Raw genomic sequence first — 23127 nt, 5'->3', positions numbered from 1 at the left:
ATATGACCTTTGTTGTTGTAGCCGCACAAGCGCTGGAGTGCGCGACAGAGCTTCGCACGCAAGACGGCGATTCGGCCGGGCGGAATGCCGGGGCCGGCTGGCCCAATGCGGAGCCAGTTCCTGACCGGCTTGGCAAGACAAAAAAAGAACAAATCCGGATATCGATTGTTTTTCAATTGGTTGTCACCCCTTGCCAAATGAGAACAAAAAAGGTACAAAATGCCAGGGATTACGGATTGTCCGGCCTTCATTGACGACCAAGGGGTGATGTATCATGGCTCAGAATTCTTTGCGGCTGGTAGAGGATAAGGCAGTGGACAAATCAAAGGCTCTGGATGCGGCGCTGTCGCAAATCGAGCGGGCTTTCGGCAAGGGCTCGATCATGCGGCTCGGCGCCAACGAGCAGGTCGTCGAGATCGAAACGGTGCCTACCGGTTCGCTCGGCCTCGACATCGCGCTCGGCGTCGGTGGCCTGCCGCGCGGCCGCATCATCGAGATCTACGGGCCGGAAAGCTCGGGCAAGACGACGCTGGCCCTGCATACCGTGGCCGAAGCCCAGAAGAAGGGCGGCATCTGCGCCTTCGTCGATGCCGAACACGCGCTCGATCCGGTCTATGCCCGCAAGCTCGGCGTCGATCTTGAAAACCTGCTGATCTCGCAGCCCGACACCGGCGAGCAGGCGCTGGAGATCTGCGACACGCTGGTGCGTTCCGGCGCCATTGATGTGCTGGTGGTCGATTCGGTGGCGGCGCTGACGCCGCGCGCCGAAATCGAGGGCGAGATGGGCGATTCGCTGCCTGGCCTGCAGGCCCGCCTGATGAGCCAGGCGCTGCGCAAGCTCACCGCATCGATCTCGCGCTCCAACACCATGGTCATCTTCATCAACCAGATCCGCATGAAGATCGGCGTCATGTTCGGCTCGCCCGAAACGACGACCGGCGGCAACGCGCTGAAATTCTACGCTTCCGTACGCCTCGACATCCGCCGTATCGGCTCGGTCAAGGATCGCGACGAAGTCGTCGGCAACCAGACCCGCGTCAAGGTGGTCAAGAACAAGCTGGCGCCGCCCTTCAAGGTGGTCGAATTCGACATCATGTATGGCGAGGGCGTCTCCAAGACCGGCGAACTGGTCGATCTCGGCGTCAAGGCCGGCGTGGTCGAGAAGTCGGGCGCCTGGTTCTCCTACAATTCGCAACGTCTCGGCCAGGGCCGCGAGAATGCGAAACTGTTCCTGCGCGACAATCCGGACACTGCGCGCGAGATAGAACTGGCGCTCAGGCAGAATGCCGGACTGATCGCCGAAAAATTCCTCGAGAATGGTGGTTCAGAGGGCAATGGCGATGACGGTTTTGAGGACGAAGCCGGCGCGATGTAGGGCAGCGCCAGAGTTTGGCCATAAATCCAGCCTATTATCCGATGCTTAAGTAACAGAGTTCTTTAGTACCGCGTTCAAAACCGCCGGCCTTCGCGCCGGCGGTTTTCGTTTGCGTGCCCGCGCAAATGCCGGTGCGAAGCGTGAATTGGCCCAATTCCGTGTTTCTGGACAGGGTCAAGAGCTACGGCTAAAAGGCCAACTCCATCTTCTAGAAAACACTGAGCCATCTCCCGCCGGTCTGGCCGGCGGCTCTCTTGAAAAGGCAGTATCCATGAGTGGCGTGAACGAGATCCGGTCGACCTTTCTCGACTATTTCCGCAAGGAAGGCCACGAGGTCGTGGCCTCGAGCCCGCTCGTGCCGCGCAACGATCCGACCTTGATGTTCACCAATGCCGGCATGGTGCAGTTCAAGAACGTCTTCACCGGTTTGGAGAAGCGGCCCTATTCGCGTGCCACCACGGCCCAGAAAAGCGTTCGCGCCGGCGGCAAGCACAATGATCTCGACAATGTCGGCTATACCGCGCGCCACCTGACCTTCTTCGAGATGCTCGGCAATTTTTCCTTCGGCGACTATTTCAAGGAGCGCGCCATCGAGCTTGCCTGGAACCTCATCACCAGGGAGTTCGGACTGAAGAAGGACAAGCTGCTGGTCACCGTCTATCACACGGACGATGAGGCGGCCGGCTTCTGGAAGAAGATCGCCGGTTTTTCCGACGATCGCATCATCCGCATCGCGACCTCGGACAATTTCTGGGCGATGGGCGACACGGGACCCTGCGGCCCCTGCTCGGAAATCTTCATCGACCGTGGCGAGCACATCTGGGGCGGCCCGCCCGGCAGTCCGGAGGAGGACGGCGACCGGTTCCTCGAATTCTGGAACCTGGTGTTCATGCAGTATGAGCAGGTGACGAAAGAGGAGCGCGTCGACCTGCCGCGTCCGTCGATCGACACCGGCATGGGCCTGGAGCGCATGGCATCCATCCTGCAAGGGGTGGAAAGCGTCTTCGAGACCGACCTGTTCCGTCATTTGATCGATGCGGCGTCCTCCGCGCTTGGGCGCGCGCCCGACGCGGAAACGGTTGCGTCCTATCGCGTCATTGCCGATCACCTGCGCTCATCCTCCTTCCTGGTTGCCGACGGTGTGCTGCCGTCGAATGAAGGCCGCGGCTATGTGCTGCGCCGCATCATGCGCCGCGCCATGCGCCATGCGCAGCTGCTCGGCGCCCGCGATCCGTTGATGTGGAAACTGGTGCCGGCCTTGGTGCGCGAGATGGGCCAGGCCTATCCGGAACTGGTCCGCGGCGAAACGATGATTACCGAGACCCTGAAACTCGAGGAGACCCGCTTCCGCAAGACGCTGGTGCGCGGCCTCGGACTGCTGTCCGAGGCGACGGAGAAGCTCGGCGCCGGCGACATGCTGGATGGCGAGACCGCATTCAAGCTCTACGACACCTATGGCTTCCCGCTCGACCTGACGCAGGACGCGCTGCGGCAGCGCAGCATTTCGGTCGATCTTGCCGGGTTCACGAATGCGATGGAGCAGCAAAAGGCGGAGGCGCGCAAGCACTGGGCCGGGTCCGGCGAGGCCGCCACCGAGACGGTTTGGTTCTCCGTGCGTGAAAAGACGGGCGCCACCGAATTCCTCGGCTACGAAACCGAGCAGGCCGAAGGCCTCATTCAGGCGCTGGTCAAGGACGGCAAGACCGTCGACAGCGCCGCCAAGGGCGATGCGGTCGTCGTGGTCGTCAACCAGACCCCGTTCTATGGCGAATCCGGCGGCCAGATGGGCGACACCGGCGTCATCTCGGGTGAGGGGTTCTCGGTCGAGATCTCCGATACGCAGAAAAAGGCCGATGGTCTGTTCGTGCATCTGGGCAAGGTGGCGAGAGGCACGGTCAAGTTGGGGGCCGCGGTCGAACTGAAGGTCGATCATGCCAGGCGCTCCAGGCTGCGCGCCAATCACTCCGCGACACATCTGATCCATGAGGCGCTGCGCGAGGTGCTGGGCACCCATGTCGCGCAAAAAGGCTCGCTGGTCGCGCCCGAGCGCCTGCGCTTCGACATCTCGCACAACAAGCCGATTTCAGCCGAGGAGCTCGAAGAGGTCGAGCGCATGGCCAACGAGATCGTCGTCCAGAACAGCCCGGTGACCACGCGCCTGATGTCGGTCGACGACGCCATCGCCGAAGGCGCCATGGCGCTGTTCGGCGAGAAGTATGGCGATGAGGTGCGGGTCGTGTCGATGGGCACGGGCGTCCATGGCGCCAAGGCCAACCGGCCCTACTCGGTCGAGCTCTGCGGCGGCACGCATGTCAGGGCGACCGGTGATATCGGCCTGGTGCGCATCGTCTCGGACGGTGCGGTCGCCGCTGGCGTGCGCCGCATCGAGGCGTTGACCGGCGAAGCCGCGCGCAAACATCTCGACGAGCAGGACCGGCGGCTGAAAGCGGCCGCCGCCACGCTGAAGATCTCGCCGGCGGATGTGCCAGCGCGTGTCGAAGCGCTGCTCGAAGAGCGCAAGAAGCTCGAGAAGGACCTGACCGAAGCGCGCAAGAAGCTGGCGCTGGGCGGCGGGTCGCCTGCCGATGCCCCGGCCGCCAACGAGATCGTGGCTGGCGTCGGCTTCCTCGGCAAGGCGGTTTCAGGGGTCTCGCCGAAGGACCTGAAGCCGCTGGCCGACGCAGGCAAGACTTCGTTGGGCTCTGGCGTCGTCGTGTTCGTTGGCGCCGGCGAGGACAACAAGGCGAGCGTCGTGGTCGCCGTGACCGATGATCTCGTCAGCCGCTTCAGCGCCGTCGACCTGGTGCGCGTTGCCTCCGCCGCATTGGGCGGGCAGGGCGGCGGCGGCCGCCCCGACATGGCCCAGGCCGGTGGTCCGGATGCCTCGAAGGCCAATGATGCGATAGCGGCGGTGAAGGCGGCGCTGGAAGCAGCCTAGCGAATTTAGGTAGGCGCTAGGCGTGCCAACGAGCTAGTCCGAGGCTGGCAGGACAGCGCCTGCCTCTGTCCTGCCGGACCGAGGGGTGCTGTCCAGCGGTTATCCCGATACTTGTCAACCAACCTTTTCGGTGTGGGCAAAGCTTGGGCGGGCAGCCACGCGCGCATACCACTCCTGGACCAGTGCAAACCGCGCCAGCAAGTCCCGCCCCTCGATGACCTTGACGAAATAGCCAATCATCGGCGCCGCATGCAGGTCGGCCAGCGTCAGCTGGTCGCCAAGCAGCCAAGGCCCTTGTGCCTTCAGCGACGTCAGCACCCCGAGCACCGTTTCGGCCTGGCGCAGCCCGTCGGCGATCAGCGCCTCGTCGGGCGCCTCCTTCTCCAGCCGCTCGACGGCAACATCCCAGACCATCGACCTGTAGCCATAGGCATCGAGCATACCTGTCATCTGGCCCATCCTCGCTCGGCCCCGCGCATCGGCCGGCTGCAGCGCCGGCCCCTCGAAAGCCTCATCGACATAGCGCGCGATCGCATTCGTCTCGAAGAGCCGGAACCCGTCATGTTCGAAGGCCGGGATGCGGCCGAACGGGTGATGTTCCAGATACCAGGCGGGAATGCCGTCGGTGGCGAAGACATCGAGCGGCACCAGCTCGTAGTCGATGCCTTTCTCCTCCAGCGCCATCCGCGCGATGCGCACATACACACTGTAGTCCGCGCCGTAGAGGATTGGCTTGGTCATGCTGTCAGCCCTTCGCATGCGCCGGCCCCAAAAAGCAAAGGCTCCTTTCGGAGCCTTCGGCATTTGGAACCGCGGTACTTACGCCATCGCCTTCTGCAAATTCTCGTCGATCTTGTCGAGGAAGCCGGTGGTGGAGAGCCAGGGCTGGTCGGGGCCGATCAGGAGCGACAGGTCCTTGGTCATGAAGCCGGACTCGACGGTCTGGATGCAGACCTTTTCCAGCGTCTCGGCAAAACGCTTCAGCTCGGAATTGTCATCGAGTTTGGCGCGGTGCGCGAGACCCCGCGTCCAGGCGAAGATCGAGGCGATCGAATTGGTCGAGGTTTCCTCGCCCTTCTGGTGCTGGCGGTAGTGGCGGGTGACGGTGCCGTGCGCGGCTTCGGCTTCGACGGTCTTGCCATCCGGCGTCATCAGCACCGAGGTCATCAGGCCGAGCGAGCCAAAGCCTTGCGCCACCGTGTCGGACTGCACGTCCCCGTCATAGTTCTTGCAGGCCCAGACATAGCCGCCCGACCATTTCAGGCTCGACGCCACCATGTCGTCGATCAGGCGGTGTTCGTACCACAGCTTCTTCGACTTGAACTCGGCCTCGAATTCTTGCTCGTAGACCTCCTGGAAGATATCCTTGAAGCGGCCGTCATAGGCCTTGAGGATGGTGTTCTTGGTCGACAGGTAGACCGGGTAGTTGCGCAGCAGGCCGTAGTTCAGCGACGCCCGGGCGAACTCGCGGATCGACTCGTCGAGATTGTACATGGCCATGGCGACACCGGCGCCGGGCGCGTCGAACACGTCGTGCTCGATCACCTGGCCGTCCTCGCCGACGAACTTGATCGTCAGCTTGCCCTTGCCGGGGAAACGGAAATCGGTGGCGCGGTACTGGTCGCCGAAGGCGTGACGGCCGACGATGATCGGCTTGGTCCAGCCGGGCACCAGTCGCGGCACGTTCTTCATGATGATCGGCTCGCGGAAGATGGTGCCGCCCAAAATGTTGCGGATGGTGCCGTTCGGCGACTTCCACATCTTCTTCAGCTTGAATTCCTCGACGCGCTGCTCGTCGGGGGTGATGGTCGCGCATTTGACGCCGACGCCGTATTTCTTGATGGCATTGGCCGAATCGATGGTCACTTGGTCGTTGGTTGCGTCGCGGTGCTCGATGCCGAGGTCGTAATATTCGAGCTTGAGGTCGAGATAAGGGTGGATCAGCTTGTCCTTGATGAACTGCCAGATGATGCGGGTCATCTCGTCGCCGTCGAGTTCGACGACCGGGTTCGCCACCTTGATCTTCGCCATGGAAAGAATGCCTCGTTGCTGGGATTGGGACGGCCTTGCCCGCGTGGCGTTGGCCGGGGGATGCCGCCCGTATATCAAAGCGCTTTTGGCCACGCAAACGGCGATCGGTCACGAATGTAAGGGCATGGCCGCCGTCATTTGCGAATGCTTCATTTTCGCGGCCGAATATGGCAGGGGACGCTGAAATGCCGCAAACAGCAGTTCATTGACAATCATGCCCATCTCCAAAGATTCCGCTAACCCCGCAGCCGTCGGCCCGGCGATCATCCTGGTCGAGCCGCAGCTCGGCGAGAACATCGGCATGGTCGCCCGCGCCATGGCCAATTTCGGCTTGGTCGAGCTGCGCCTGGTCAATCCGCGTGACGGCTGGCCGAGTGAGAAGGCGCGCGCCGCCGCCAGCCGTGCCGACCATGTCATCGACGCCGTCACCGTTTACGAGGATCTGGCCTCGGCGCTCGCCGACCTGAACTTCGTCTTCGCCACCACCGCCAGGCAGCGCGACGGCTTCAAATCCGTGCGCGGCCCGGTGGAAGCGGGCAAGGTGCTCCGTGCCCGTCACGGAATGGGGCAGCGCACCGGCATCCTGTTCGGACGCGAGCGCTTCGGTCTCTACAATGACGAGGTTGGCCTCGCCGACGAAATCGTCACTTTCCCGGTCGATCCGGATTTCTCCTCGCTCAACATCGCCCAGGCGGCCTTGCTGATGTCCTATGAGTGGATGAAGTCGGGTCTGGAGGACGAAACCAGGACCAATTTTTCGGGGCCGGAGATGAAGCCGGCAAGCAAGGAAGAATTGCACGGCCTGTTCGCCTATCTGGAAGGCGCATTGGAAGCGCGCGGTTATTTCCGCCCTGCGCCGAAGAAGCCGAAGATGGTCGACAATCTGCGCGCCGTGCTGACGCGGGCGGGCTTTGCCGAACCGGAGCTCAAGGTGCTGCGCGGCATCATCTCGTCGCTGGACAGGTTCTCGCCGGCCATGCCGCGCGGCGACGGCTCTCCGGGCGACGATCCCCGGCGATTGCCGGCGGCGGCCGCGCGTGCTCGCAAGGTGGATGCGGCTGATCAACTCCCCGACGCCAATGGCGACGATACCGACACGCCGCCGCTGGGCGGCAAGGGAACAGACAATGACTGACCAGCCGATCCTGATGTTCGATTCCGGCGTCGGCGGGCTCACCGTGCTGCGCGAGGCGCGCGTCCTGATGCCCGACCGGCGCTTCATCTATGTCGCCGACGATGCCGCTTTTCCCTTTGGCGCCTGGGAAGAGCCGGCACTGCGGACCCATATACTGGAGCTGTTCGCCAAATTGCTCGACCGCTTCGCGCCGGCGATTTCGGTCATCGCCTGCAACACCGCCTCGACGCTGGTGATCGACGCGCTGCGTGAAAGATTTCCCGGTCATCCGTTCGTCGGCACCGTGCCTGCGGTCAAGCCGGCGGCCGAGCGCACGCGATCCGGCCTGGTCTCGGTGCTGGCGACGCCGGGCACGGTGAAGCGGCAATACACGCGCGACCTGATCAGCAAATGGGCGCAGAAATGCCATGTCCGCCTGGTCGGCAGCGACAGGTTGGCGGGCCTGTCCGAAGCCTATATGCGCGAGGGCTTCGTCGACGAGGAGGCCGTACGCGCCGAGATCGCGCCATGCTTCATCGAGCGCGACGGTATGCGCACCGATATCGTCGTGCTGGCCTGCACGCACTATCCCTTTCTGGTCAATCGCATGCGCAAGACCGCGCCCTGGCCGGTCGACTGGATCGATCCGGCCGAAGCGATCGCACGGCGAGCCCTCTCGCTGCTGCCGCCCATCGATGGGGCGCTGCCGCAAGGCGAACCCGATATAGCGGTGTTCACCTCGGGCAAGGCGGATTTCGCCGTCAGCCGCCTGATGCAGGGCTTTGGACTGACCGTGCGCTAGACAGTGGGCAACGTCTGCCTGTCAAACAGGTTCGAAGACGATGCTGCGTTGATCCGGATCAGCCAGGACCAGCCTTAGCTTCAGATTTTCGCCCTGTCTGAGCCCCGAGGCTTTTACGTTTGCAACGACAGGCATGTCGGCAAGCTGAACGCGCACGCCATGGTCGACGACGTCGGTGACGACGGCTTTGAACGTCTCACCCTCGCGCCCCTCCAGCATGACCGCCTCGGCAAGGTCGATGGCCGCGTGGTTGATCTGCGAAGCGCGGCTATCGGCACGTCCCATCGCCTTCGGCAACCTGGCGAACGCGTCCGTGACAGCCTGGGGCACGGGCTGGCCGTTGGCGATCGCCAGCGCGCAGCGCACGACATAGCGATCGGCAAGTCGCCTGAGTGGCGCTGTCGCATGGGCATAGGTGGCGGCCATGGCCTCATGCCAGGGGACAACGCCGTCCTGATAGGGCTGGTAGGACGCGCCGGGGCTTGCATGGCGGATTTCCAGCATCAACGCTGCTTGTCGCGGATCGGTGGGATCGAGGGTTCGCTGATAGTCTCGCAAACCGGTGGAGGCCGGCCAGGACAGTCCGAGAGCCTGTGCCGCGTTGCGCAGTCTTTGAACCTTGAACGCATCCGGCCCCGACATCACCCGGAACAAACCGGTGTGATGCGCAAGCATGGCATCGGCAATCGCCATGTTGGCGGCCAGCGAAAGCGCGGCATTGTCCTGCTCGGATTGCAGCAGCGGTCTGAACGAAAGCCGGTATGTGCCATCGGCAAGCCTTTCCACCTCCTGCTCGGGTGGATCGACGCGGGAAGCCCCGCGACGCTTTTCGTTCATTGCCATGCGCCGCGCCATTTCGGCAAAGCCGGCCGGAACGTCGGAAGCCTTCACGCTGTCATAGGCGAGCTTGGCGCGGCTTTGAATGATTGCCCGCTCCGCGCCGTCCAGCTTCGTCGCACCATCCTGCGCAACCCGAACCGTGAAGATGACAGCTGGACGCGGTCCATCAGGCAACAGGCTTGCCGCACCCTCGGCAATCACCGGCGGGTAGAGCCCGGCCTTGCCGTCCGGCAAGTAAAGTGTCTCGCCCCGCGTCCAGGCTTCGAGATCCACCGTGTCGCCGTCCTCGACGAACCAGGCCACGTCGGCAATGGCATAATGCAGCAGAAGATCACTGCCGCTCGCCTCGATCGAGAATGCTTGATCAAGATCGGTGGAGGCAGCCGGGTCGAGCGTGACAAAGGGCATCGCCCTTCGATCGGCATGCTGGTCGGGCACACGTTTGGCCGCCGCATCCGCTGCGGCAACGACATCAGCCGGAAATCCAGCCGGCACGTGCAATTCGGTGCGGATTTTCGCCAGGCCAGTGGAGAGAGCCTGTGAGGGATCGGTCAGAGATTTCATTCAGCCGTCCTACACTGGGGTTCCGGACACGGGAAGCTGCCAACGAAAATCGCCAAGGGCGTCCATCGGCTGGCGCCGAGCGGATCGGGAATGAGCCATTGGCGCTGGAACCGCCGCCGAAGCGCGGCGTTTCTCCTGACAGCAAAAGGAGACCTCGCCATGCCAGCCACCTCGAAAGCCCAGCAGAAGGCCGCCGGCGCCGCACTCTCCGCCAAGCGCGGCGAGACCAAGAAAAGCGAGCTCAAAGGCGCTTCCAAGGGCATGTATGAATCGATGAATGAAAAGCAGCTCGAGGAATTCGCCGAGACGAAGCGCAAGGGACTACCGGAGAAAAAATCCTAGGCTTGAGCGCTTCGAGCTCGACTACCTTGGAATGAAAAAGGGCCAGCGACATGCGCTGCCCGTGGGATTGTTGTTTGGAGCAGCTGCCAGCGGTGGCAGCCGGGTATTCTCTCGACGATCACCCTGCGATGACCATGCCGCCACACCACTCGCTTGTTGACGATGACCCGGCGGACCTGTTTGTGGCCGTGCCAGTGGCGCGCCATGCCCGTTCCGGGCCGACCGCCACCGACCCTGCAAGCACCGCGGCACCTGCCAGGGTAAGGAAGAACTTCTTCATGCAATCAGGCTCTCTAGCTCCAGTCCTTTCCTGGTGCCGCTGGCGCAAAACCTCCCGCCACATCCGGCATCGCATCAACGCCTTGAACGCTATACTGTTTGCGCCGCGCCGCGCCACTCACGAACTTGACATCGGTTAAATCTCGGTTTAATCAGCCGCCAACGCCGGGCAGCGATGTCCGGTGTTTGTTTTGTATACGCAAGATCTGTCACGATAGCTGTTTCCGATCTTGTTTGAACTGACGTGTCCCGTGGGTTTTCCGCCGCGTTGCGTGGGAAAATCCTGTCAGGTCTCGAAAACGGAGGCCAGAGGAGGGCGCGTTTCCTTCACCCGGACCATGAGGTGCCGGGTGTGTCGTTTTGAAAAGGGAATGCGATGAGCAAGCGCGAATCCGCGAAATACAAGATCGACCGCCGTCTCGGCGAAAATATCTGGGGCCGCCCGAAGTCCCCGGTCAACAAACGTGAATACGGCCCCGGCCAGCATGGCCAGCGCCGCAAGGGCAAGCTTTCCGACTTCGGCCTGCAGCTGCGCGCCAAGCAAAAGCTGAAGGGTCACTATGGCGACGTTTCGGAAAAGCAGTTCCGCAAGGTCTATGAAGAGGCCGATCGCCGCAAGGGCGACACCTCCGAGAACCTGATCGGCCTGCTCGAGTCGCGTCTGGACGCGGTCGTCTACCGCGCCAAGTTCGTGCCGACCATCTTCGCCGCCCGCCAGTTCGTCAACCACGGCCACGTCAACGTCAACGGCAAGCGCGTCAACATCGGCTCGTACCGCTGCAAGCCGGGCGATGTCGTCGAAGTGCGCGAAAAGTCGAAGCAGCTGGTCATCGTCCTCGAATCGGTGGGCCTCGCCGAGCGCGACGTGCCGGACTACATCGAAGCCGATCACAACAAGATGGTCGCGACCTTCTCGCGCATCCCCGGCCTCGCGGACGTTCCGTTCGCCGTGCAGATGGAACCGAACCTGGTCGTCGAATTCTATTCGCGCTAAGCGAACGTCTTTCTGCGATATCGGAAAGGCCGCCTTCGAGGCGGCCTTTTTGTTTCGGGCATCCGCTTTGCCGTTTCGATTTTGCGGCCGATGCGCTAATCCGGGCGGAAGTCACATTCAGGGGCCGCCGTGCCATGAACTTGCAGCCAGACATCGAAACGCTTGAACCAGCCGCCGAAGGCGGCTCCCATCCGCTGTTCGCCGAGGTGCCGTCGTCGGTCGAGTTCAACAAATTGCGCAAGCGGCTGCTGCGGCAGACCCGCCAGGCGATCGAGGACTTTTCGATGGTGAAGCCCGGCGAGCGCTGGCTGGTCGCGCTGTCCGGCGGCAAGGATTCTTACGGCCTGCTCGCCTTGCTGCTCGACATGCAATGGCGTGGGCTGCTGCCGGTCGAATTGCTGGCCTGCAATCTCGACCAGGGCCAACCGAATTTTCCCAAGCACATCCTGCCCGACTATCTCGACGCTAACGGCATTGCGCACCGCATTGAATATCAAGACACCTATTCGGTCGTCACCGACAAGCTCCCCGAAGGCAGCACCTATTGCTCGCTCTGCTCGCGGCTGCGGCGCGGCCATCTCTACCGCATCGCGCGCGAGGAGGGCTGCTCGGCGCTGGTGCTCGGCCACCATCGCGAGGACATCCTCGAAACCTTCTTCATGAACCTGTTCCACGGCGGCCGGCTTGCCGCCATGCCGCCAAAACTGCTCAACGATGACGGCGACGTCATGGTGTTGCGGCCGCTGAGCTACTGCGCCGAGGTCGATCTGGGGAAATTCGCCGCCGCGATGCGATTCCCGATCATCCCTTGCGATCTCTGCGGCAGCCAGGAAGGGCTGCAGCGCAACGCTATGAAGGCGATGCTCGATGACCTCGAAAAGCGCATGCCCGGCCGCAAGGACACGATGCTGCGCGCGCTGTCCAACACCAGGCCGTCGCATCTGCTCGACCGAAAGCTGTTCGATTTCGCCGCCCTCAATGAAACCCTCGCGATCAGGCAAGACATTTCCGATGACATTTGACGATACCGCGATCGACTGGCTGGCCGGCATTCTGGCAGAGGCAGCCCACGCCGAAATCATGCCGCGCTTTCGCCGATTGGGCGATGGCGATATCAGGCAGAAGACATCCGCCGCCGATCTGGTGACGGAAGCCGATGTCAACGCCGAGCGGCTGATCACCGCCAGGCTGCGCGAGCGCTATCCCTCGGCCATGGTGGTGGGCGAGGAGGCCTGCTCCGACAATCCGGCGCTGCTCGATGGCTTGGGCGATGTCGACCTGGCCTTCGTCATCGACCCGGTCGATGGCACCTTCAATTTCGCTTCCGGTGTGCCGCTGTTCGGCGTCATGCTTGGCGTCGTGGTCAAGGGCGAGACGGTCGCGGGCATCATCCATGATCCGGTGGGCAAGGATTGGCTCATCGCCGCCAAGGGTGCCGGCAGCCATATCAGGCATGCCCATGGCAGCCTGGAGAAAGTGCATGTGGCGGCGCCCGTGCCGATCTCGCAAATGACGGGCGCGGTCTCCTGGCAATATCTCGACGAGCCGGAGCGCTCACGCCTCGCGCGCAACCAGACCAAGGCACTGTCGCAATTCGCCTATCGCTGCGCCGCCCACGAATATCGCTTGCTGGCCAGCGGACATGCGCATTTTGTCGTCTACAACAAGCTGATGCCCTGGGATCATCTGCCAGGCGTGCTGATCCACCAGGAAGCCGGCGGCCATGCCGCGCGCATCGACGGCAGCGCCTATCTGCCGTCGCATGTCGATGGCGGCCTGCTTGTCGCACCGGACCAGGACAGCTGGCAGGAACTCCGCCGCAAGCTGTGGGCCGAGTAGATAATGTGCGGGGTCGCACGTGTACTATGAGTCGTCTTAGTTCAAATTGGTATTCATTTTGTTTCTTAAAGATCGCCCTTCACGGTGAGCGCGTGCCTCGGCGTTGAAACTATTCTGGATAGTTTCGTGAAGGCGCGGCCCGCTTTCAAACGCGACGTGTCGGTGCTGCGCAAGTTGAGGCGCAATTTTCTCTATCGCTAGACCCTCGGCGCTGATAGACGCCTTACGGGGTTAGGCAATAGGGGGGGCATATGTACGAATCGATCAAGCAACAGATCGCGACCGACTATTTTCAACAGCGGTTTTCTAACGATGGCCAGCGCTTCGTCGCATGGTATTTGCGCAATATTCTTTTCCGCGACATGAATGAAACGCGCGACGACATCACCGATGGTGCGGACGACAAGCAAATTGATGCACTCATCATAGATGACGATAAATCCCTGGTTCGTATTGTCCAGGGAAAATTTACTCAAGGTGGCACGGTTGACGCGGAGCCATTGCGGGAAGTTCTTTCATCCTGGATACAGATCAAGGATCTGGCTCGACTGCAAAACGTTTCCAACCCGCGTTTGGCAAGGAAATTGTCAGAATTGGCGGCGGCTCTCGATGAGGATTATGAGATCTCCTTTGAGCTGATAACAACTGGGAAACTAACCGAAGCTGCTAAGCATGATCTTCGAGCTTTTCAGGAGGAATTAGCAAGGATCGGCGAAAATGAAGATTTCGACGCCACGATCCATGTGATCGATGCAGAAGAATTGAAGCGGCGTTATGACTATGCAATTGAGACAGATAATCCAAGCATCAATTACAAGTTCCAGCTTGCCGGTCTGCGATATATGTTTCATGAAATTGCCGGAACGCCAGTTCTGATTGTCGCATTGCCATTGAAAGAATGCATTAAATTTCCGGGAATCAAAGACGGTACGCTTTTCCAGAAGAACGTCCGTCAAAGTCTTGGCTCAAGCAATGCGGTCAATAAGGGCATCCGTAGTTCGATTTTAGGCGACAAGCGTAGCGACTTCTTTTTCTTTCACAATGGCGTGACGGCGCTTTGTAACAAGATGCAAATGGATGGCGACACGCTGTCTTTGTCGGGTCTTAGTATCGTCAACGGATGCCAATCGTTGAACACCATTCTGTCATGCAGCGAAACGGTCAAGAAGGTCGATGACGCTTTCATCCTGTTCCGGTTTTACGAAATCCCCCAAAGGGATAGGGCTGATAAAATATCGATTTATACGAACTCACAAAGCGCGGTGAAGGCAAGGGATCTTCGTAGCAATGACAAAAGGGTTCTGGCGATCAAGAAGGCGTATGAACTCAAATATCCGTCCGGTTATTTCATCACCAAGCGTGGTGAAATAGCGCCGGCCGAGAGGAACAAAAATCACGTTATCGATCTGTCATCATTCGCTAAGAACCTTGTTGCTTGGCAAACTTTGCGTCCAAACCTGTCATATGGTGAAACAAAAATTTTCGACAAATATTTTGAGACACTGTTTAAAAACAAGGATTATCCGCCCGAAAGCATCTTTGCGTTGAACGCGTGGATGCATGAGGTTCAGGCAACCTGGGTTGCCACAAACCCTTTGAGTTTGAATGAGTCACTATTGGCGATGAAAGCTTACGCGCCATATCATCACCTGTATGCCGTCGCGATGTGTTTTGCCATTTCGAACAACCAGTCCGAGCGCGTCCCTAGTCCGAGCAAGTCGTTCGAGGCAGCTAACAAATTCAACATGATCGGTGAGATTGTAAAGGTTGCCGGGACAAGTTTGAACATGGCGCTTGAAGCCGCAGCCAATGAGCCTCAAGCGGTCAACAGAGTATTTAGCCCGCAAAACTGGATTAAAACGAAAGCCTGCCTAGCTGGTATCAACGGCGCAGTGCGCAATTATTTTAGCATGCTGCCGATGATGCCAAGCGGGACCGAGATTAGGAAGAAGCTGAATGACGCAACTGCCTTGCCACCTGAAGCATTTGAGTATCGCTGGTCTGCCGACTAGACGGGCGTCTTGTGCCGCTACTACGCCGCCGACAATTCAGTGCAGGTCGGTGACGTGCCCTGAGACGGGGGCGTTGTGCGGCTGGAACATCTTGCCGCGCTCGGCGATCAGGATCATCAGCAGTGCCGCGACGGAGACGCTGCAGAAGCCGGCGGCCAGCGGCGTCACCGTGCCGTTGAAAGCCTGGCCAATCAGCGTGCCGAGAATGCCGCCCAGAAACGTCTGCATGAAACCCAGGATGGACGACGCCGTGCCGGCCAGTTGGCCGAGCGGCTCCATGGCCAACGCGTTGAAATTCGCGCCTAGGCAGCCAAACGGCAGCATGGCACCGGCAAAGAAAGTGATGAACAGCCAGAGCGGCATCTTCATTTCCAGTGAAACCACGAGCCAGGCCAGGCTGATCACCAGAAACAGCAGCAGCGCGCCTTGCGACAGGCGGCGCATGCCGATACGTCCGACGAGGCGCGAGTTGAGATAGTTGGAGAAGGCGAGCACGCCGGCGACACCGGCGAAGATGACGGGAAACATCTCGCCGACGTTGAAGATGTTGACATAGATCTGCTGCGCCGAGGCGATGAAGCCGAACATGGCGCCGAAGATGAACGTGCTGGCGAAGGCATAGCAGAGCGCGATGCGGTTGGTGAGCACGATGCGGAAGCCTCCGAGAATGGAGGAAACCGTCAGTGGCCGGCGATACTCGGGATGCAGCGTCTCGGGCAGGCGCAGCAGCGACCATGCCGACACGACCAGCGCGCCGACGGCCATGGTGACGAAGATCCAGTGCCAGGTCGCGAACAGCATGATGAACTGGCCAATGCCTGGCGCCACGACCGGAATGGCCATGAACACCATGAAGATCAGCGACATGACTTCGGCCATACGCCGGCCGTCGAATGTATCGCGCACGATCGAGACCGCGATCACGCGCGTGGCGGCCGCGCCGATGCCTTGCACGGCGCGGCATATCAAAAGTGTCTCGAAGCTCGGCGCGATTGCGGCCGCGGCGGCGGCCGCCACGTAGATGATCAGGCCGGCGACGAGCGGCGAACGGCGCCCGTAACGGTCCGAGATCGGCCCGAAGAACAACTGGCCGCCGCCGAAACCCAGTATGTAGGCGGTGACCACATATTGCCTGTGGTTTTCATTCTCGACGCCGAGCGAGGCGCCGATCTGCTGCAGCGCCGGCAGCATGATGTCGATAGCCAGCGAATTGAGCGCCATCAGCGCCGCGCAGAGCGCGATGAACTCCCAGCGCGGAATGGGCAATTGGCTTGCCCCGGGCAAGGTGCTTGCCCCTTGCGGCGCTGATTTCTGCTGGTCCACGGCAAGTCCGATCTCTCAAACGAAAACGCGCCGGCGGGCCGGCGCATTGGCTCGTGCTGATCCCGGAATCCGGGATGTAAAAACTGCCGGGGTGGGGCAGCCCTGGTGGTCGGGGGCATGTCGATATCGACATGGCCCAAACCGAAGTCAGGCGGCGCCTTTGACGCTCACGCCCTTCTCGACGAGGAAGGTCTGCAATTCGCCAGCCTGGAACATTTCGCGGATGATATCGCAGCCGCCGACGAATTCGCCCTTGACGTAGAGCTGCGGGATCGTCGGCCAGTTGGAATAGTCCTTGATGCCCTGGCGCAATTCGGCGGAATCCAGGACGTTCACGCCTTTGTAGTCGGCGCCGATATAGTCGAGGATCTGGACGACCTGGCCGGAAAACCCGCATTGCGGAAAGCCGGGCGTGCCCTTCATGAAAAGGACGACGTCGTTGCCCTTCACTTCATTGTCGATGTAGTCGTTGATACCGCTCATGGAATATCCTTTCACGCCCGTGGGAGTCAGGCTCGAAGCATGTCTTTCAAATAAACCCATAGGTTGCCCGAAACAAGACTTTAGCCATGCCATCACCCGAATGGCGCAAAGAATGGGCCGTTTTGGGCCAAGCGTGTCGGCGGGAAATGCCTCAGTCGGGAACGCTGGTCTGCAGCGCCAGCGCGTGCAGTACGCCACCCATATTGCCCTTCAGCGCGTCATAGACCATCTGGTGCTGCTGAACGCGGCTTTTTCCCCGAAAGCTCTCGGCCACCACTTCGGCCGCGTAATGGTCGCCATCGCCGGCGAGGTCGCGGATCGTCACGCGAGCGTCCGGGATGCCGTCCTTGATCAGTTTTTCGATGTCGTGCGCGTCCATTGCCATTGCAGAATTTCCTGTTTCGGGAGGGCGGCGGCGCGGCGGCCCGTGCGATGAGAGTCGGCCAAGCCTAGAGCCTTTCCAATCCGGATTGAAGCGGTTCCGTCCAGTGTCCGTTCTGTTGGCGTTCAGGAGATGGTTTCGCCCGGCCGCTGCGCCGGCTCGTCCTCGCGCATCGAAAAGGCGCGGCCGAGGCTGAAGACCAGCACGTAGAGCGGGATGTTGACCGCCAGGTTGGCAATCGGCAGATAGCTGGTCATTCGCCAGGCGGGCGAGAAGAACGGCTGGCCGTAACCATCGCAGACAAGCGAAGAACCATACTCCCACAAGGCTCCCAAAACAGCCGAGACGGCGAAAAGCTTGATGCAGGTAACGACGTGCCTTGCCCGCGCTGGTTCCGGCAGGAGCCGGTTCCAAAGCACCAGGCAAACGATCGGAACCCCATAGATGAGGTCCTGCAGGACAAGCATCGGAAGCGTATCGTTGGCCGCGGCGAGAAACTCGGCGCGTGTTTCCAGCCTGGGACAAACCTCGCTCGAGGTCGTCGACAGCAGGAAGAAGACGAACGGCCCGAGGCACCAGAAGAAGAACAGCGACGGCCAGAAGACGACTGCAAGCAGCGCCCGTACGGCCAGTTTGTTATGGTTGGGCAGGATCTTTTGCCGAAAACCGGTTTCCACTTTTCTGGATCATGCTCTCCTCAACTGGCCTGGTCCATGAAGCGGGGGAACCAGCCTTCATGGGCGGCGGTCAGATCGCTGACCGGAATTGCCCTGGCATCGCCGAGCTTCAGCGCGTTGCCCCCCGTCGAACCGATCCAAGGCGCAAAGATGCCGAGTTCGCCCTGTTGCTTGCGGATAGCATCCCATTCTTCGCCATGCGGATCGATCGACAGGGTCAGGAGATAGCGGCCCTGGTCTTCGCCGAACCAGACCGGGATCGGATCAGTGCCGACAAGCCCAGGGACGGTCGCGCCGATGCCGGACGCCATCGCCATTTCGGCCAAGGCCACCGCGATGCCGCCGTCGGAGACGTCATGTGCCGCCGTGACGATGCCGGACGCGATCAGCGAACGCACATGGTCGCCGACGCGCTTCTCGTGCTCGAGATCGACCGGAGGCGGCGGGCCATCGTTGCGGCCGTGGATATCCCTGAGATAGGCCGACTGGCCAAGATGCGTGCCCCAGGAAGCCGGTGCGCCGACCAGCAGGATCATCTGGCCTTCCGCCGCAAAGCCGATCCGCGCCATCTTCGACCAGTCCGATATCAGGCCGACGCCGCCGATGGTCGGTGTCGGCAGGATGCCCTGGCCGTTGGTTTCGTTGTACAGCGAGACGTTGCCGGAGACGATCGGGAAGCCGAGCGCCCGGCAGGCATCGCCGATGCCTTTCACCGCGCCGACCAGCTGGCCCATGATCTCCGGCCGTTCGGGATTGCCGAAATTGAGATTGTCGGTGGCGGCAAGCGGCAGCGCGCCGGTGGCGGTCAGGTTGCGCCAGCATTCGGCCACCGCCTGCTTGCCGCCCTCATAAGGGTCGGCCTCGCAATAGCGCGGCGTCACGTCGGAGGAGAAAGCCAGCGCCTTGGTCGGATGGCCCTCGACCCGCACCACGCCGGCATCCCCGCCCGGAAGCTGCAGCGAATTGCCCTGGATCAGCGTGTCGTACTGTTCCCACACCCAGCGGCGTGACGACAGGTCCGATCCGCCGAGCAACTTCAACAGTGCATCGGCGAGATCGGCCTGCGGGATATCGTTGGCGGCAAGCGGCGCCCGCTTCTTCGGCTCGACCCACGGACGATCGTATTCCGGTGCCTTGTCGCCAAGGTCCTTGATCGGCAGGTCGGCGACCTCGTCGCCCTGGTGCCGCACGCGGAAGCGCAGATCGTCGGTGGTCTTGCCGACGATGGCGAAGTCGAGGCCCCACTTGTGGAAGATCGCCTCGGCTTCCTTTTCCTTTTCGGGACGCAGCACCATCAGCATGCGTTCCTGACTTTCCGACAGCATCATCTCGTAGGCGCTCATGCGCTCTTCGCGCACCGGCACCTTGTCGAGGTCGAGCTCGATGCCGAGGTCGCCCTTGGCACCCATTTCGACGGCAGAACAGGTAAGGCCGGCCGCACCCATGTCCTGGATGGCGATGACGGCGCCCGAGGCCATCAGTTCGAGGCAGGCCTCCAACAGGCATTTTTCGGTGAAGGGGTCGCCGACCTGCACTGTCGGGCGCTTCTCGTCGATCTTGTCGTCGAACTCGGCCGACGCCATGGTGGCGCCGCCGACACCGTCGCGGCCGGTCTTGGCGCCGAGGTAGACGACAGGCAGGCCGACGCCCTTGGCTTCGGACAGGAAAATGGCATTGGTCTTGGCAAGGCCTGCGGCGAAGGCGTTGACCAGGATGTTGCCGTTGTAGCGGGCGTCGAAATTGACCTCGCCGCCAACCGTCGGCACGCCGAAGGAATTGCCGTAGCCGCCGACGCCCGAAACCACGCCGGCGACGAGATGCCTGGTCTTGGGATGGTCGGGAGCACCGAAGCGCAGCGCGTTCATCGCCGCGATCGGCCGCGCGCCCATGGTGAAGACATCGCGCAAGATGCCGCCGACGCCGGTCGCCGCACCCTGATAGGGCTCGATGAAGGAGGGGTGATTGTGGCTTTCCATCTTGAAGACGACGCAGTCGCCGTCGCCGATGTCGACCACGCCCGCATTCTCGCCCGGGCCCTGGATGACCTGCGGACCTGTGGTCGGCAAGGTGCGCAGCCATTTCTTCGAGGATTTGTAGGAGCAGTGCTCGTTCCACATCGCCGAGAAGATGCCGAGTTCGGTAAAGCTCGGTTCGCGTCCGACGAGGTCGAGGATGCGCTGATATTCGTCGGGCTTCAGCCCATGCGCGGCGATGAGCTCTGATGTGATCGGTACGGAATTGGAAATGGTCATGGGCGGCGATTTATGTCCATGGAGCAGGGATTTTGAGTCTCCTCTTATCGCAAGCTTTGCGGCCGATACACCCGTCGGCGGAGGAAAAAGGCAGAAAGCAACAGGGTGATGACCCCGATGGGTCTTTCGTACGCGACGAAAGACGCCGCCAGCTATTGCAGCCCTGCAAAGTCAAATGGGGAACGCCATGATGTCCCAGCCGTTAGGTCCCTATCACCCAGGAGACAGCACGATGGCTACCAAGCAAGGCAAGAACGACAATCGCCTCTCGGACAAGGAGGCCCTCCATATCGCGGAGACCACCGACGTTTCGCCCCGGCAGGCCAAGGAATTGGCTGAGAAGCACGGCAAGGACAAGGCCGAGAAGGAAGCCAAGAACTTCAAGGCCGAAGGCTGATCCGGGTCCGGTGCTGACAAGTCCCGGTTTCGCAGGGCGGCATATTGAGGCAAGCAGGGGCGGGTGGCCGCGAACGGTTCAGGAAAAACTGTCGTAGCCCGCGCGGCCCTCGTCCAGCAGCCGCCTGATCACCGCGACGCCGCCGGCAATATCCTCGCGCCGCCTCGGCTGCGAAACGCCGAAGCGCACCCCATGGAAAACCCACTCCGAGCGCCCCGCCTTGAACTCATCCTCGTCATCGATCAGCACGCCGTGCTCGAGACAGGCATTCTTGAACGTGCCGGAAAGCCAGGGATCGGGCAGGGTGAGCCAGACGAACGGAACTTTGTCGTGCGATTTGAATGAGAAGCCTGCCAAGCTTTCGCGCACAATGGACATGCGGGCGCCGATCTCCGCGATGCTGCGTTTGCGGATTTCGCTGGCCTGGCCGGAAAGCACCAGCCGGGCATTCACCTCCGCCAACAGGAACGGCATGCCGCCGGTCATCATCTTGTGGGCGACGCGGATGCGATGGCGATAGGCGGGCGGGCAGGACAGCCAGCCGCCACGCAGACCGGCGGCGACCGATTTCGACAGGCCGCCGGCAATGATGGTGCGTTCGGGCGCAAATTCGGCAAGCAGCGGTGTCGGGTCGTCGGTCAGATGGCCGTAGAGGTCATCCTCGATCAGGATGACGTTGTATTCACGGGCGACACGCGCGATCGCTTCGCGGCGCGCCGGTGACAAGGTCACCAGGGTCGGATTCTGCGCCGTCGGTATCAGAAAGATCATCTTGGGGTGCTTTTGCGCGCAGACGCGCTCGAAATCCGCCGGATCGAGGCCTTCATCGTCCGATGCCACCAGCGCGGTGCGCCGGCCGATCAGGCCTGCGCTGCGGGAAATCTGCGAGTAGGTGAGGTGCTCGAAGGCGACATAGTCGCCGGGCGTGGTCAGGGCCGCGATAGCGGCCATCACCGCGGCATGGGTGCCGAGGGTGGGGACGATTGTATCGGTCGTTGGCCGGAAGGAGTTTCGTGACAGCCACCGGGCGCCGGCTTCGTACCAGCGATCAGGAAAATCGCGCGTGTAGCTCGAAATCTCATGCGGATGGTCCTGTGCGGCACGCGAGAGCACGTCAGCGACAATGGCGCCCTGGCCAATGTCGGGGGCTGCCGTGCTGTCGAACCGCAGCTTGTCCGTGGGGGCGTCGACATAACGCGTGCCTTCCACGCTGGCGTCGGGCGCCTCTGGCTTTGTAATGGCAATGTTTTCGCCGAGCACATAGGTCCCCCGTCCGACCTCGCCACTGACGAGGCCGCGCTCACGCAACAATTGATAGGCCCGACCGACCGTGCCGACAGTGGCGCCGATGTCGTAGGCGAGATCGCGCTGTGGCGGCAGTTTTGCCCCCGCGCCGATCACTCCCCGGTCGATATCCGCCTCGATGGAATCCGCGAGGCGCTGATACAGCGGACCTGAACCCGTGAGATCTGGAATCCAATTTGTCATGGTGACAATTTTCTATATTGCACCGTTTCGGGAGTCAATACATATCAATGAGGCACTAAAAAGGGTGCAATCGATAATTTTGGCAGACAGAAAATGGATACAATCGCAACATTCCGCCACTCGGCAACCGAATTGCTCGGCCAGCCGACCCGCCCGTCCGGGCAGCGCGGCTTCGCCAGCCGGCTTGTGCAAGTGGTCAGGTCGCTGGCAAAATGGATCGGCCATCTGCTGGAGCGCCGGCGCGGCCGGCTGGCATTGCTGGAGATGACCGACGATCAGCTCAAGGACATCGGCATCTCGCGCTGCGACGCCCACCGCGAGGGCATCAAGCCGCTGTGGGAATAGCGACCGGTCTATCGGTGGCCTTTTCTCCTGAGGCGCCCGACACCGTGATCGACGAAAACGGCGACGACGCATATCACCAGGAACAGCGCGGTGATGGCGAGCGCCGCGACAGTGACGCTCCCGACGCCGTTCTTGGCGATATCGAGGAAGGGGTAGGGCACCTCGCCCGCCAGCGGCGCCCGCGCCAGCGAATAGACCAGATAGGCGATGGGATAGACAACCCACCAGGAGACGTCGCTCCATCGCGTTCTGCCGTCGGCGCCTGATATCAGCCACCACAGCACGAACAGCACCGGCGTCACATAGTGCAGCAGGACGTCGCAGAGCAGGAACAGGCCCTGCGGCTGCCAGAGCCGCGCCAGTACCGTGGCATAGACGATGAAGACCAGGGTGATCGAGACCGCGACGCACGCGCGCATCCGGGGGCCGGCAAAGGCAGGCAGCCAGGCATAGCCGCTGGATGACAACAGCGAGATGTGGACCAGCACGGCGCCAATGTTGGTCAGGATGGTGAAGAAGCTGAAATAGAACACGATCGAGCCGAGCAGGCCGCGGCCCGCTTCCATCGATGCCGGAATGGTGATCGAGAACTGCAGGACGAGCGCGATCAGGCCAACAACCAATCCCGCGATCTGCAGGAACCGGCCCAT

Annotated in this window: 22 protein-coding genes; 12 read left to right on the top strand and 10 right to left on the bottom strand. The window is 61.6% G+C overall.

The window, feature by feature from the left end; all coding sequences use genetic code 11:
• Positions 1-2 precede the first annotated feature (2 nt).
• From EN804_RS04165 to alaS, 3 genes are all read left to right on the top strand, one after another.
• Positions 3-254: a hypothetical protein gene (locus tag EN804_RS04165; RefSeq protein ID WP_127278942.1), complete on the top strand. Its 252-nt coding sequence runs from the start codon at positions 3-5 to the stop codon at positions 252-254.
• Positions 255-274: 20 nt separating this feature from the next.
• Complete coding sequence (gene recA, locus EN804_RS04160; RefSeq protein WP_013895892.1) at positions 275-1375, top strand: recombinase RecA; 1101 nt, start codon at positions 275-277, stop codon at positions 1373-1375.
• A gap of 271 nt (positions 1376-1646) precedes the next feature.
• The gene (gene alaS / locus EN804_RS04155; protein WP_135864141.1) at positions 1647-4313 is read left to right on the top strand and encodes an alanine--tRNA ligase; all 2667 of its coding nucleotides are present in this window, start codon (positions 1647-1649) and stop codon (positions 4311-4313) included.
• A 114-nt stretch (positions 4314-4427) separates the two neighbouring features.
• Here alaS and EN804_RS04150 read toward each other — a convergent pair whose 3' ends face one another.
• Complete coding sequence (locus tag EN804_RS04150) at positions 4428-5054, bottom strand: glutathione S-transferase family protein (RefSeq protein ID WP_127279227.1); 627 nt, start codon at positions 5052-5054, stop codon at positions 4428-4430.
• Between the two features lie 78 nt (positions 5055-5132).
• A complete protein-coding gene (locus tag EN804_RS04145; protein ID WP_127869559.1) occupies positions 5133-6344 on the bottom strand; it encodes an NADP-dependent isocitrate dehydrogenase in 1212 nt (403 codons plus the stop codon).
• A gap of 214 nt (positions 6345-6558) precedes the next feature.
• Between EN804_RS04145 and EN804_RS04140 the strand changes: the two genes are divergently transcribed.
• On the top strand, positions 6559-7479 hold the full coding sequence (locus EN804_RS04140; RefSeq protein WP_135918705.1) for an RNA methyltransferase: 921 nt from the start codon (positions 6559-6561) through the stop codon (positions 7477-7479).
• Complete coding sequence (gene murI, locus EN804_RS04135) at positions 7472-8260, top strand: glutamate racemase (RefSeq protein WP_127279224.1); 789 nt, start codon at positions 7472-7474, stop codon at positions 8258-8260. Before EN804_RS04140 ends, murI begins: the two co-directional genes overlap by 8 nt.
• A gap of 21 nt (positions 8261-8281) precedes the next feature.
• Here murI and EN804_RS04130 read toward each other — a convergent pair whose 3' ends face one another.
• On the bottom strand, positions 8282-9664 hold the full coding sequence (locus tag EN804_RS04130; RefSeq protein ID WP_135918704.1) for an RNB domain-containing ribonuclease: 1383 nt from the start codon (positions 9662-9664) through the stop codon (positions 8282-8284).
• A gap of 159 nt (positions 9665-9823) precedes the next feature.
• On the opposite strand from EN804_RS04130, the gene EN804_RS04125 reads away from it, so the two are divergent.
• The 5 genes from EN804_RS04125 to EN804_RS04100 all read left to right on the top strand — a co-directional run bounded on the left by EN804_RS04125 (position 9824) and on the right by EN804_RS04100 (position 15130).
• Complete coding sequence (locus EN804_RS04125; RefSeq protein ID WP_015318153.1) at positions 9824-10006, top strand: DUF3008 family protein; 183 nt, start codon at positions 9824-9826, stop codon at positions 10004-10006.
• 655 nt (positions 10007-10661) lie between these two features.
• Positions 10662-11279 (top strand): 30S ribosomal protein S4, encoded by a 618-nt coding sequence (gene rpsD / locus EN804_RS04115; RefSeq protein ID WP_013895883.1) that lies wholly within the window; start codon positions 10662-10664, stop codon positions 11277-11279.
• Positions 11280-11413: 134 nt separating this feature from the next.
• Complete coding sequence (ttcA, locus tag EN804_RS04110; protein WP_135880190.1) at positions 11414-12301, top strand: tRNA 2-thiocytidine(32) synthetase TtcA; 888 nt, start codon at positions 11414-11416, stop codon at positions 12299-12301.
• Positions 12291-13118: an inositol monophosphatase family protein gene (locus tag EN804_RS04105; RefSeq protein ID WP_135880191.1), complete on the top strand. Its 828-nt coding sequence runs from the start codon at positions 12291-12293 to the stop codon at positions 13116-13118. The genes ttcA and EN804_RS04105 overlap by 11 nt, the downstream gene beginning before the upstream one ends.
• A 251-nt stretch (positions 13119-13369) precedes the next feature.
• The gene (locus EN804_RS04100; RefSeq protein WP_135880192.1) at positions 13370-15130 is read left to right on the top strand and encodes an AIPR family protein; all 1761 of its coding nucleotides are present in this window, start codon (positions 13370-13372) and stop codon (positions 15128-15130) included.
• Between the two features lie 36 nt (positions 15131-15166).
• On the opposite strand, the gene EN804_RS04095 is transcribed toward EN804_RS04100, so the two are convergent.
• From EN804_RS04095 to purL, 5 genes are all read right to left on the bottom strand, one after another.
• Positions 15167-16390 (bottom strand): multidrug effflux MFS transporter, encoded by a 1224-nt coding sequence (locus EN804_RS04095; RefSeq protein ID WP_189524445.1) that lies wholly within the window; start codon positions 16388-16390, stop codon positions 15167-15169.
• Between the two features lie 210 nt (positions 16391-16600).
• Positions 16601-16936 carry a Grx4 family monothiol glutaredoxin gene (grxD, locus tag EN804_RS04090; RefSeq protein WP_013895877.1) on the bottom strand — a complete coding sequence of 112 codons (336 nt, stop codon included), beginning with the start codon at positions 16934-16936 and terminating at the stop codon, positions 16601-16603.
• 151 nt (positions 16937-17087) lie between these two features.
• Positions 17088-17321 (bottom strand): BolA family transcriptional regulator, encoded by a 234-nt coding sequence (locus tag EN804_RS04085; RefSeq protein WP_015318146.1) that lies wholly within the window; start codon positions 17319-17321, stop codon positions 17088-17090.
• A gap of 122 nt (positions 17322-17443) precedes the next feature.
• A complete protein-coding gene (locus tag EN804_RS04080) occupies positions 17444-17995 on the bottom strand; it encodes a hypothetical protein (protein ID WP_246693363.1) in 552 nt (183 codons plus the stop codon).
• A 20-nt stretch (positions 17996-18015) separates the two neighbouring features.
• Positions 18016-20247, bottom strand: coding sequence for a phosphoribosylformylglycinamidine synthase subunit PurL (gene purL, locus EN804_RS04075; protein ID WP_135918703.1), 2232 nt, complete (start codon positions 20245-20247; stop codon positions 18016-18018).
• 232 nt (positions 20248-20479) lie between these two features.
• Here purL and EN804_RS37115 point away from each other — a divergent pair, with 232 nt between their 5' ends.
• A complete protein-coding gene (locus EN804_RS37115) occupies positions 20480-20644 on the top strand; it encodes a hypothetical protein (RefSeq protein ID WP_167531216.1) in 165 nt (54 codons plus the stop codon).
• 78 nt (positions 20645-20722) lie between these two features.
• Here the strand turns inward: EN804_RS37115 and EN804_RS04070 are convergent, their stop codons facing one another.
• On the bottom strand, positions 20723-22132 hold the full coding sequence (locus EN804_RS04070) for a PLP-dependent aminotransferase family protein (protein WP_135918702.1): 1410 nt from the start codon (positions 22130-22132) through the stop codon (positions 20723-20725).
• A gap of 93 nt (positions 22133-22225) precedes the next feature.
• Between EN804_RS04070 and EN804_RS04065 the strand changes: the two genes are divergently transcribed.
• The gene (locus EN804_RS04065; protein WP_127279750.1) at positions 22226-22477 is read left to right on the top strand and encodes a DUF1127 domain-containing protein; all 252 of its coding nucleotides are present in this window, start codon (positions 22226-22228) and stop codon (positions 22475-22477) included.
• Positions 22478-22485: 8 nt separating this feature from the next.
• Here EN804_RS04065 and EN804_RS04060 read toward each other — a convergent pair whose 3' ends face one another.
• Positions 22486-23127 (bottom strand): Pr6Pr family membrane protein, encoded by a 642-nt coding sequence (locus tag EN804_RS04060; RefSeq protein ID WP_135918701.1) that lies wholly within the window; start codon positions 23125-23127, stop codon positions 22486-22488.

The organism is Mesorhizobium sp. M8A.F.Ca.ET.161.01.1.1 (assembly GCF_004792105.1).
Taxonomy (GTDB): Bacteria; Pseudomonadota; Alphaproteobacteria; order Rhizobiales; family Rhizobiaceae; genus Mesorhizobium.
This window is presented reverse-complemented; position numbering and strand designations above follow the sequence as displayed.

What these genes read in the sequence shown, in the direction of transcription:
- EN804_RS04165 (WP_127278942.1), top strand. Translation starts at nt 3, where the DNA reads ATGACCTTTGTTGTTGTAGCCGCACAAGCGCTGGAGTGCGCGACAGAG.
- recA (WP_013895892.1), top strand. Translation starts at nt 275, where the DNA reads ATGGCTCAGAATTCTTTGCGGCTGGTAGAGGATAAGGCAGTGGACAAA.
- alaS (WP_135864141.1), top strand. Translation starts at nt 1,647, where the DNA reads ATGAGTGGCGTGAACGAGATCCGGTCGACCTTTCTCGACTATTTCCGC.
- EN804_RS04150 (WP_127279227.1), bottom strand. Translation starts at nt 5,054, where the DNA reads ATGACCAAGCCAATCCTCTACGGCGCGGACTACAGTGTGTATGTGCGC.
- EN804_RS04145 (WP_127869559.1), bottom strand. Translation starts at nt 6,344, where the DNA reads ATGGCGAAGATCAAGGTGGCGAACCCGGTCGTCGAACTCGACGGCGAC.
- EN804_RS04140 (WP_135918705.1), top strand. Translation starts at nt 6,559, where the DNA reads ATGCCCATCTCCAAAGATTCCGCTAACCCCGCAGCCGTCGGCCCGGCG.
- murI (WP_127279224.1), top strand. Translation starts at nt 7,472, where the DNA reads ATGACTGACCAGCCGATCCTGATGTTCGATTCCGGCGTCGGCGGGCTC.
- EN804_RS04130 (WP_135918704.1), bottom strand. Translation starts at nt 9,664, where the DNA reads ATGAAATCTCTGACCGATCCCTCACAGGCTCTCTCCACTGGCCTGGCG.
- EN804_RS04125 (WP_015318153.1), top strand. Translation starts at nt 9,824, where the DNA reads ATGCCAGCCACCTCGAAAGCCCAGCAGAAGGCCGCCGGCGCCGCACTC.
- rpsD (WP_013895883.1), top strand. Translation starts at nt 10,662, where the DNA reads ATGAGCAAGCGCGAATCCGCGAAATACAAGATCGACCGCCGTCTCGGC.
- ttcA (WP_135880190.1), top strand. Translation starts at nt 11,414, where the DNA reads ATGAACTTGCAGCCAGACATCGAAACGCTTGAACCAGCCGCCGAAGGC.
- EN804_RS04105 (WP_135880191.1), top strand. Translation starts at nt 12,291, where the DNA reads ATGACATTTGACGATACCGCGATCGACTGGCTGGCCGGCATTCTGGCA.
- EN804_RS04100 (WP_135880192.1), top strand. Translation starts at nt 13,370, where the DNA reads ATGTACGAATCGATCAAGCAACAGATCGCGACCGACTATTTTCAACAG.
- grxD (WP_013895877.1), bottom strand. Translation starts at nt 16,936, where the DNA reads ATGAGCGGTATCAACGACTACATCGACAATGAAGTGAAGGGCAACGAC.
- EN804_RS04085 (WP_015318146.1), bottom strand. Translation starts at nt 17,321, where the DNA reads ATGGCAATGGACGCGCACGACATCGAAAAACTGATCAAGGACGGCATC.
- purL (WP_135918703.1), bottom strand. Translation starts at nt 20,247, where the DNA reads ATGACCATTTCCAATTCCGTACCGATCACATCAGAGCTCATCGCCGCG.
- EN804_RS37115 (WP_167531216.1), top strand. Translation starts at nt 20,480, where the DNA reads ATGGCTACCAAGCAAGGCAAGAACGACAATCGCCTCTCGGACAAGGAG.
- EN804_RS04070 (WP_135918702.1), bottom strand. Translation starts at nt 22,132, where the DNA reads ATGACAAATTGGATTCCAGATCTCACGGGTTCAGGTCCGCTGTATCAG.
- EN804_RS04065 (WP_127279750.1), top strand. Translation starts at nt 22,226, where the DNA reads ATGGATACAATCGCAACATTCCGCCACTCGGCAACCGAATTGCTCGGC.
- EN804_RS04060 (WP_135918701.1), bottom strand. Translation starts at nt 23,127, where the DNA reads ATGGGCCGGTTCCTGCAGATCGCGGGATTGGTTGTTGGCCTGATCGCG.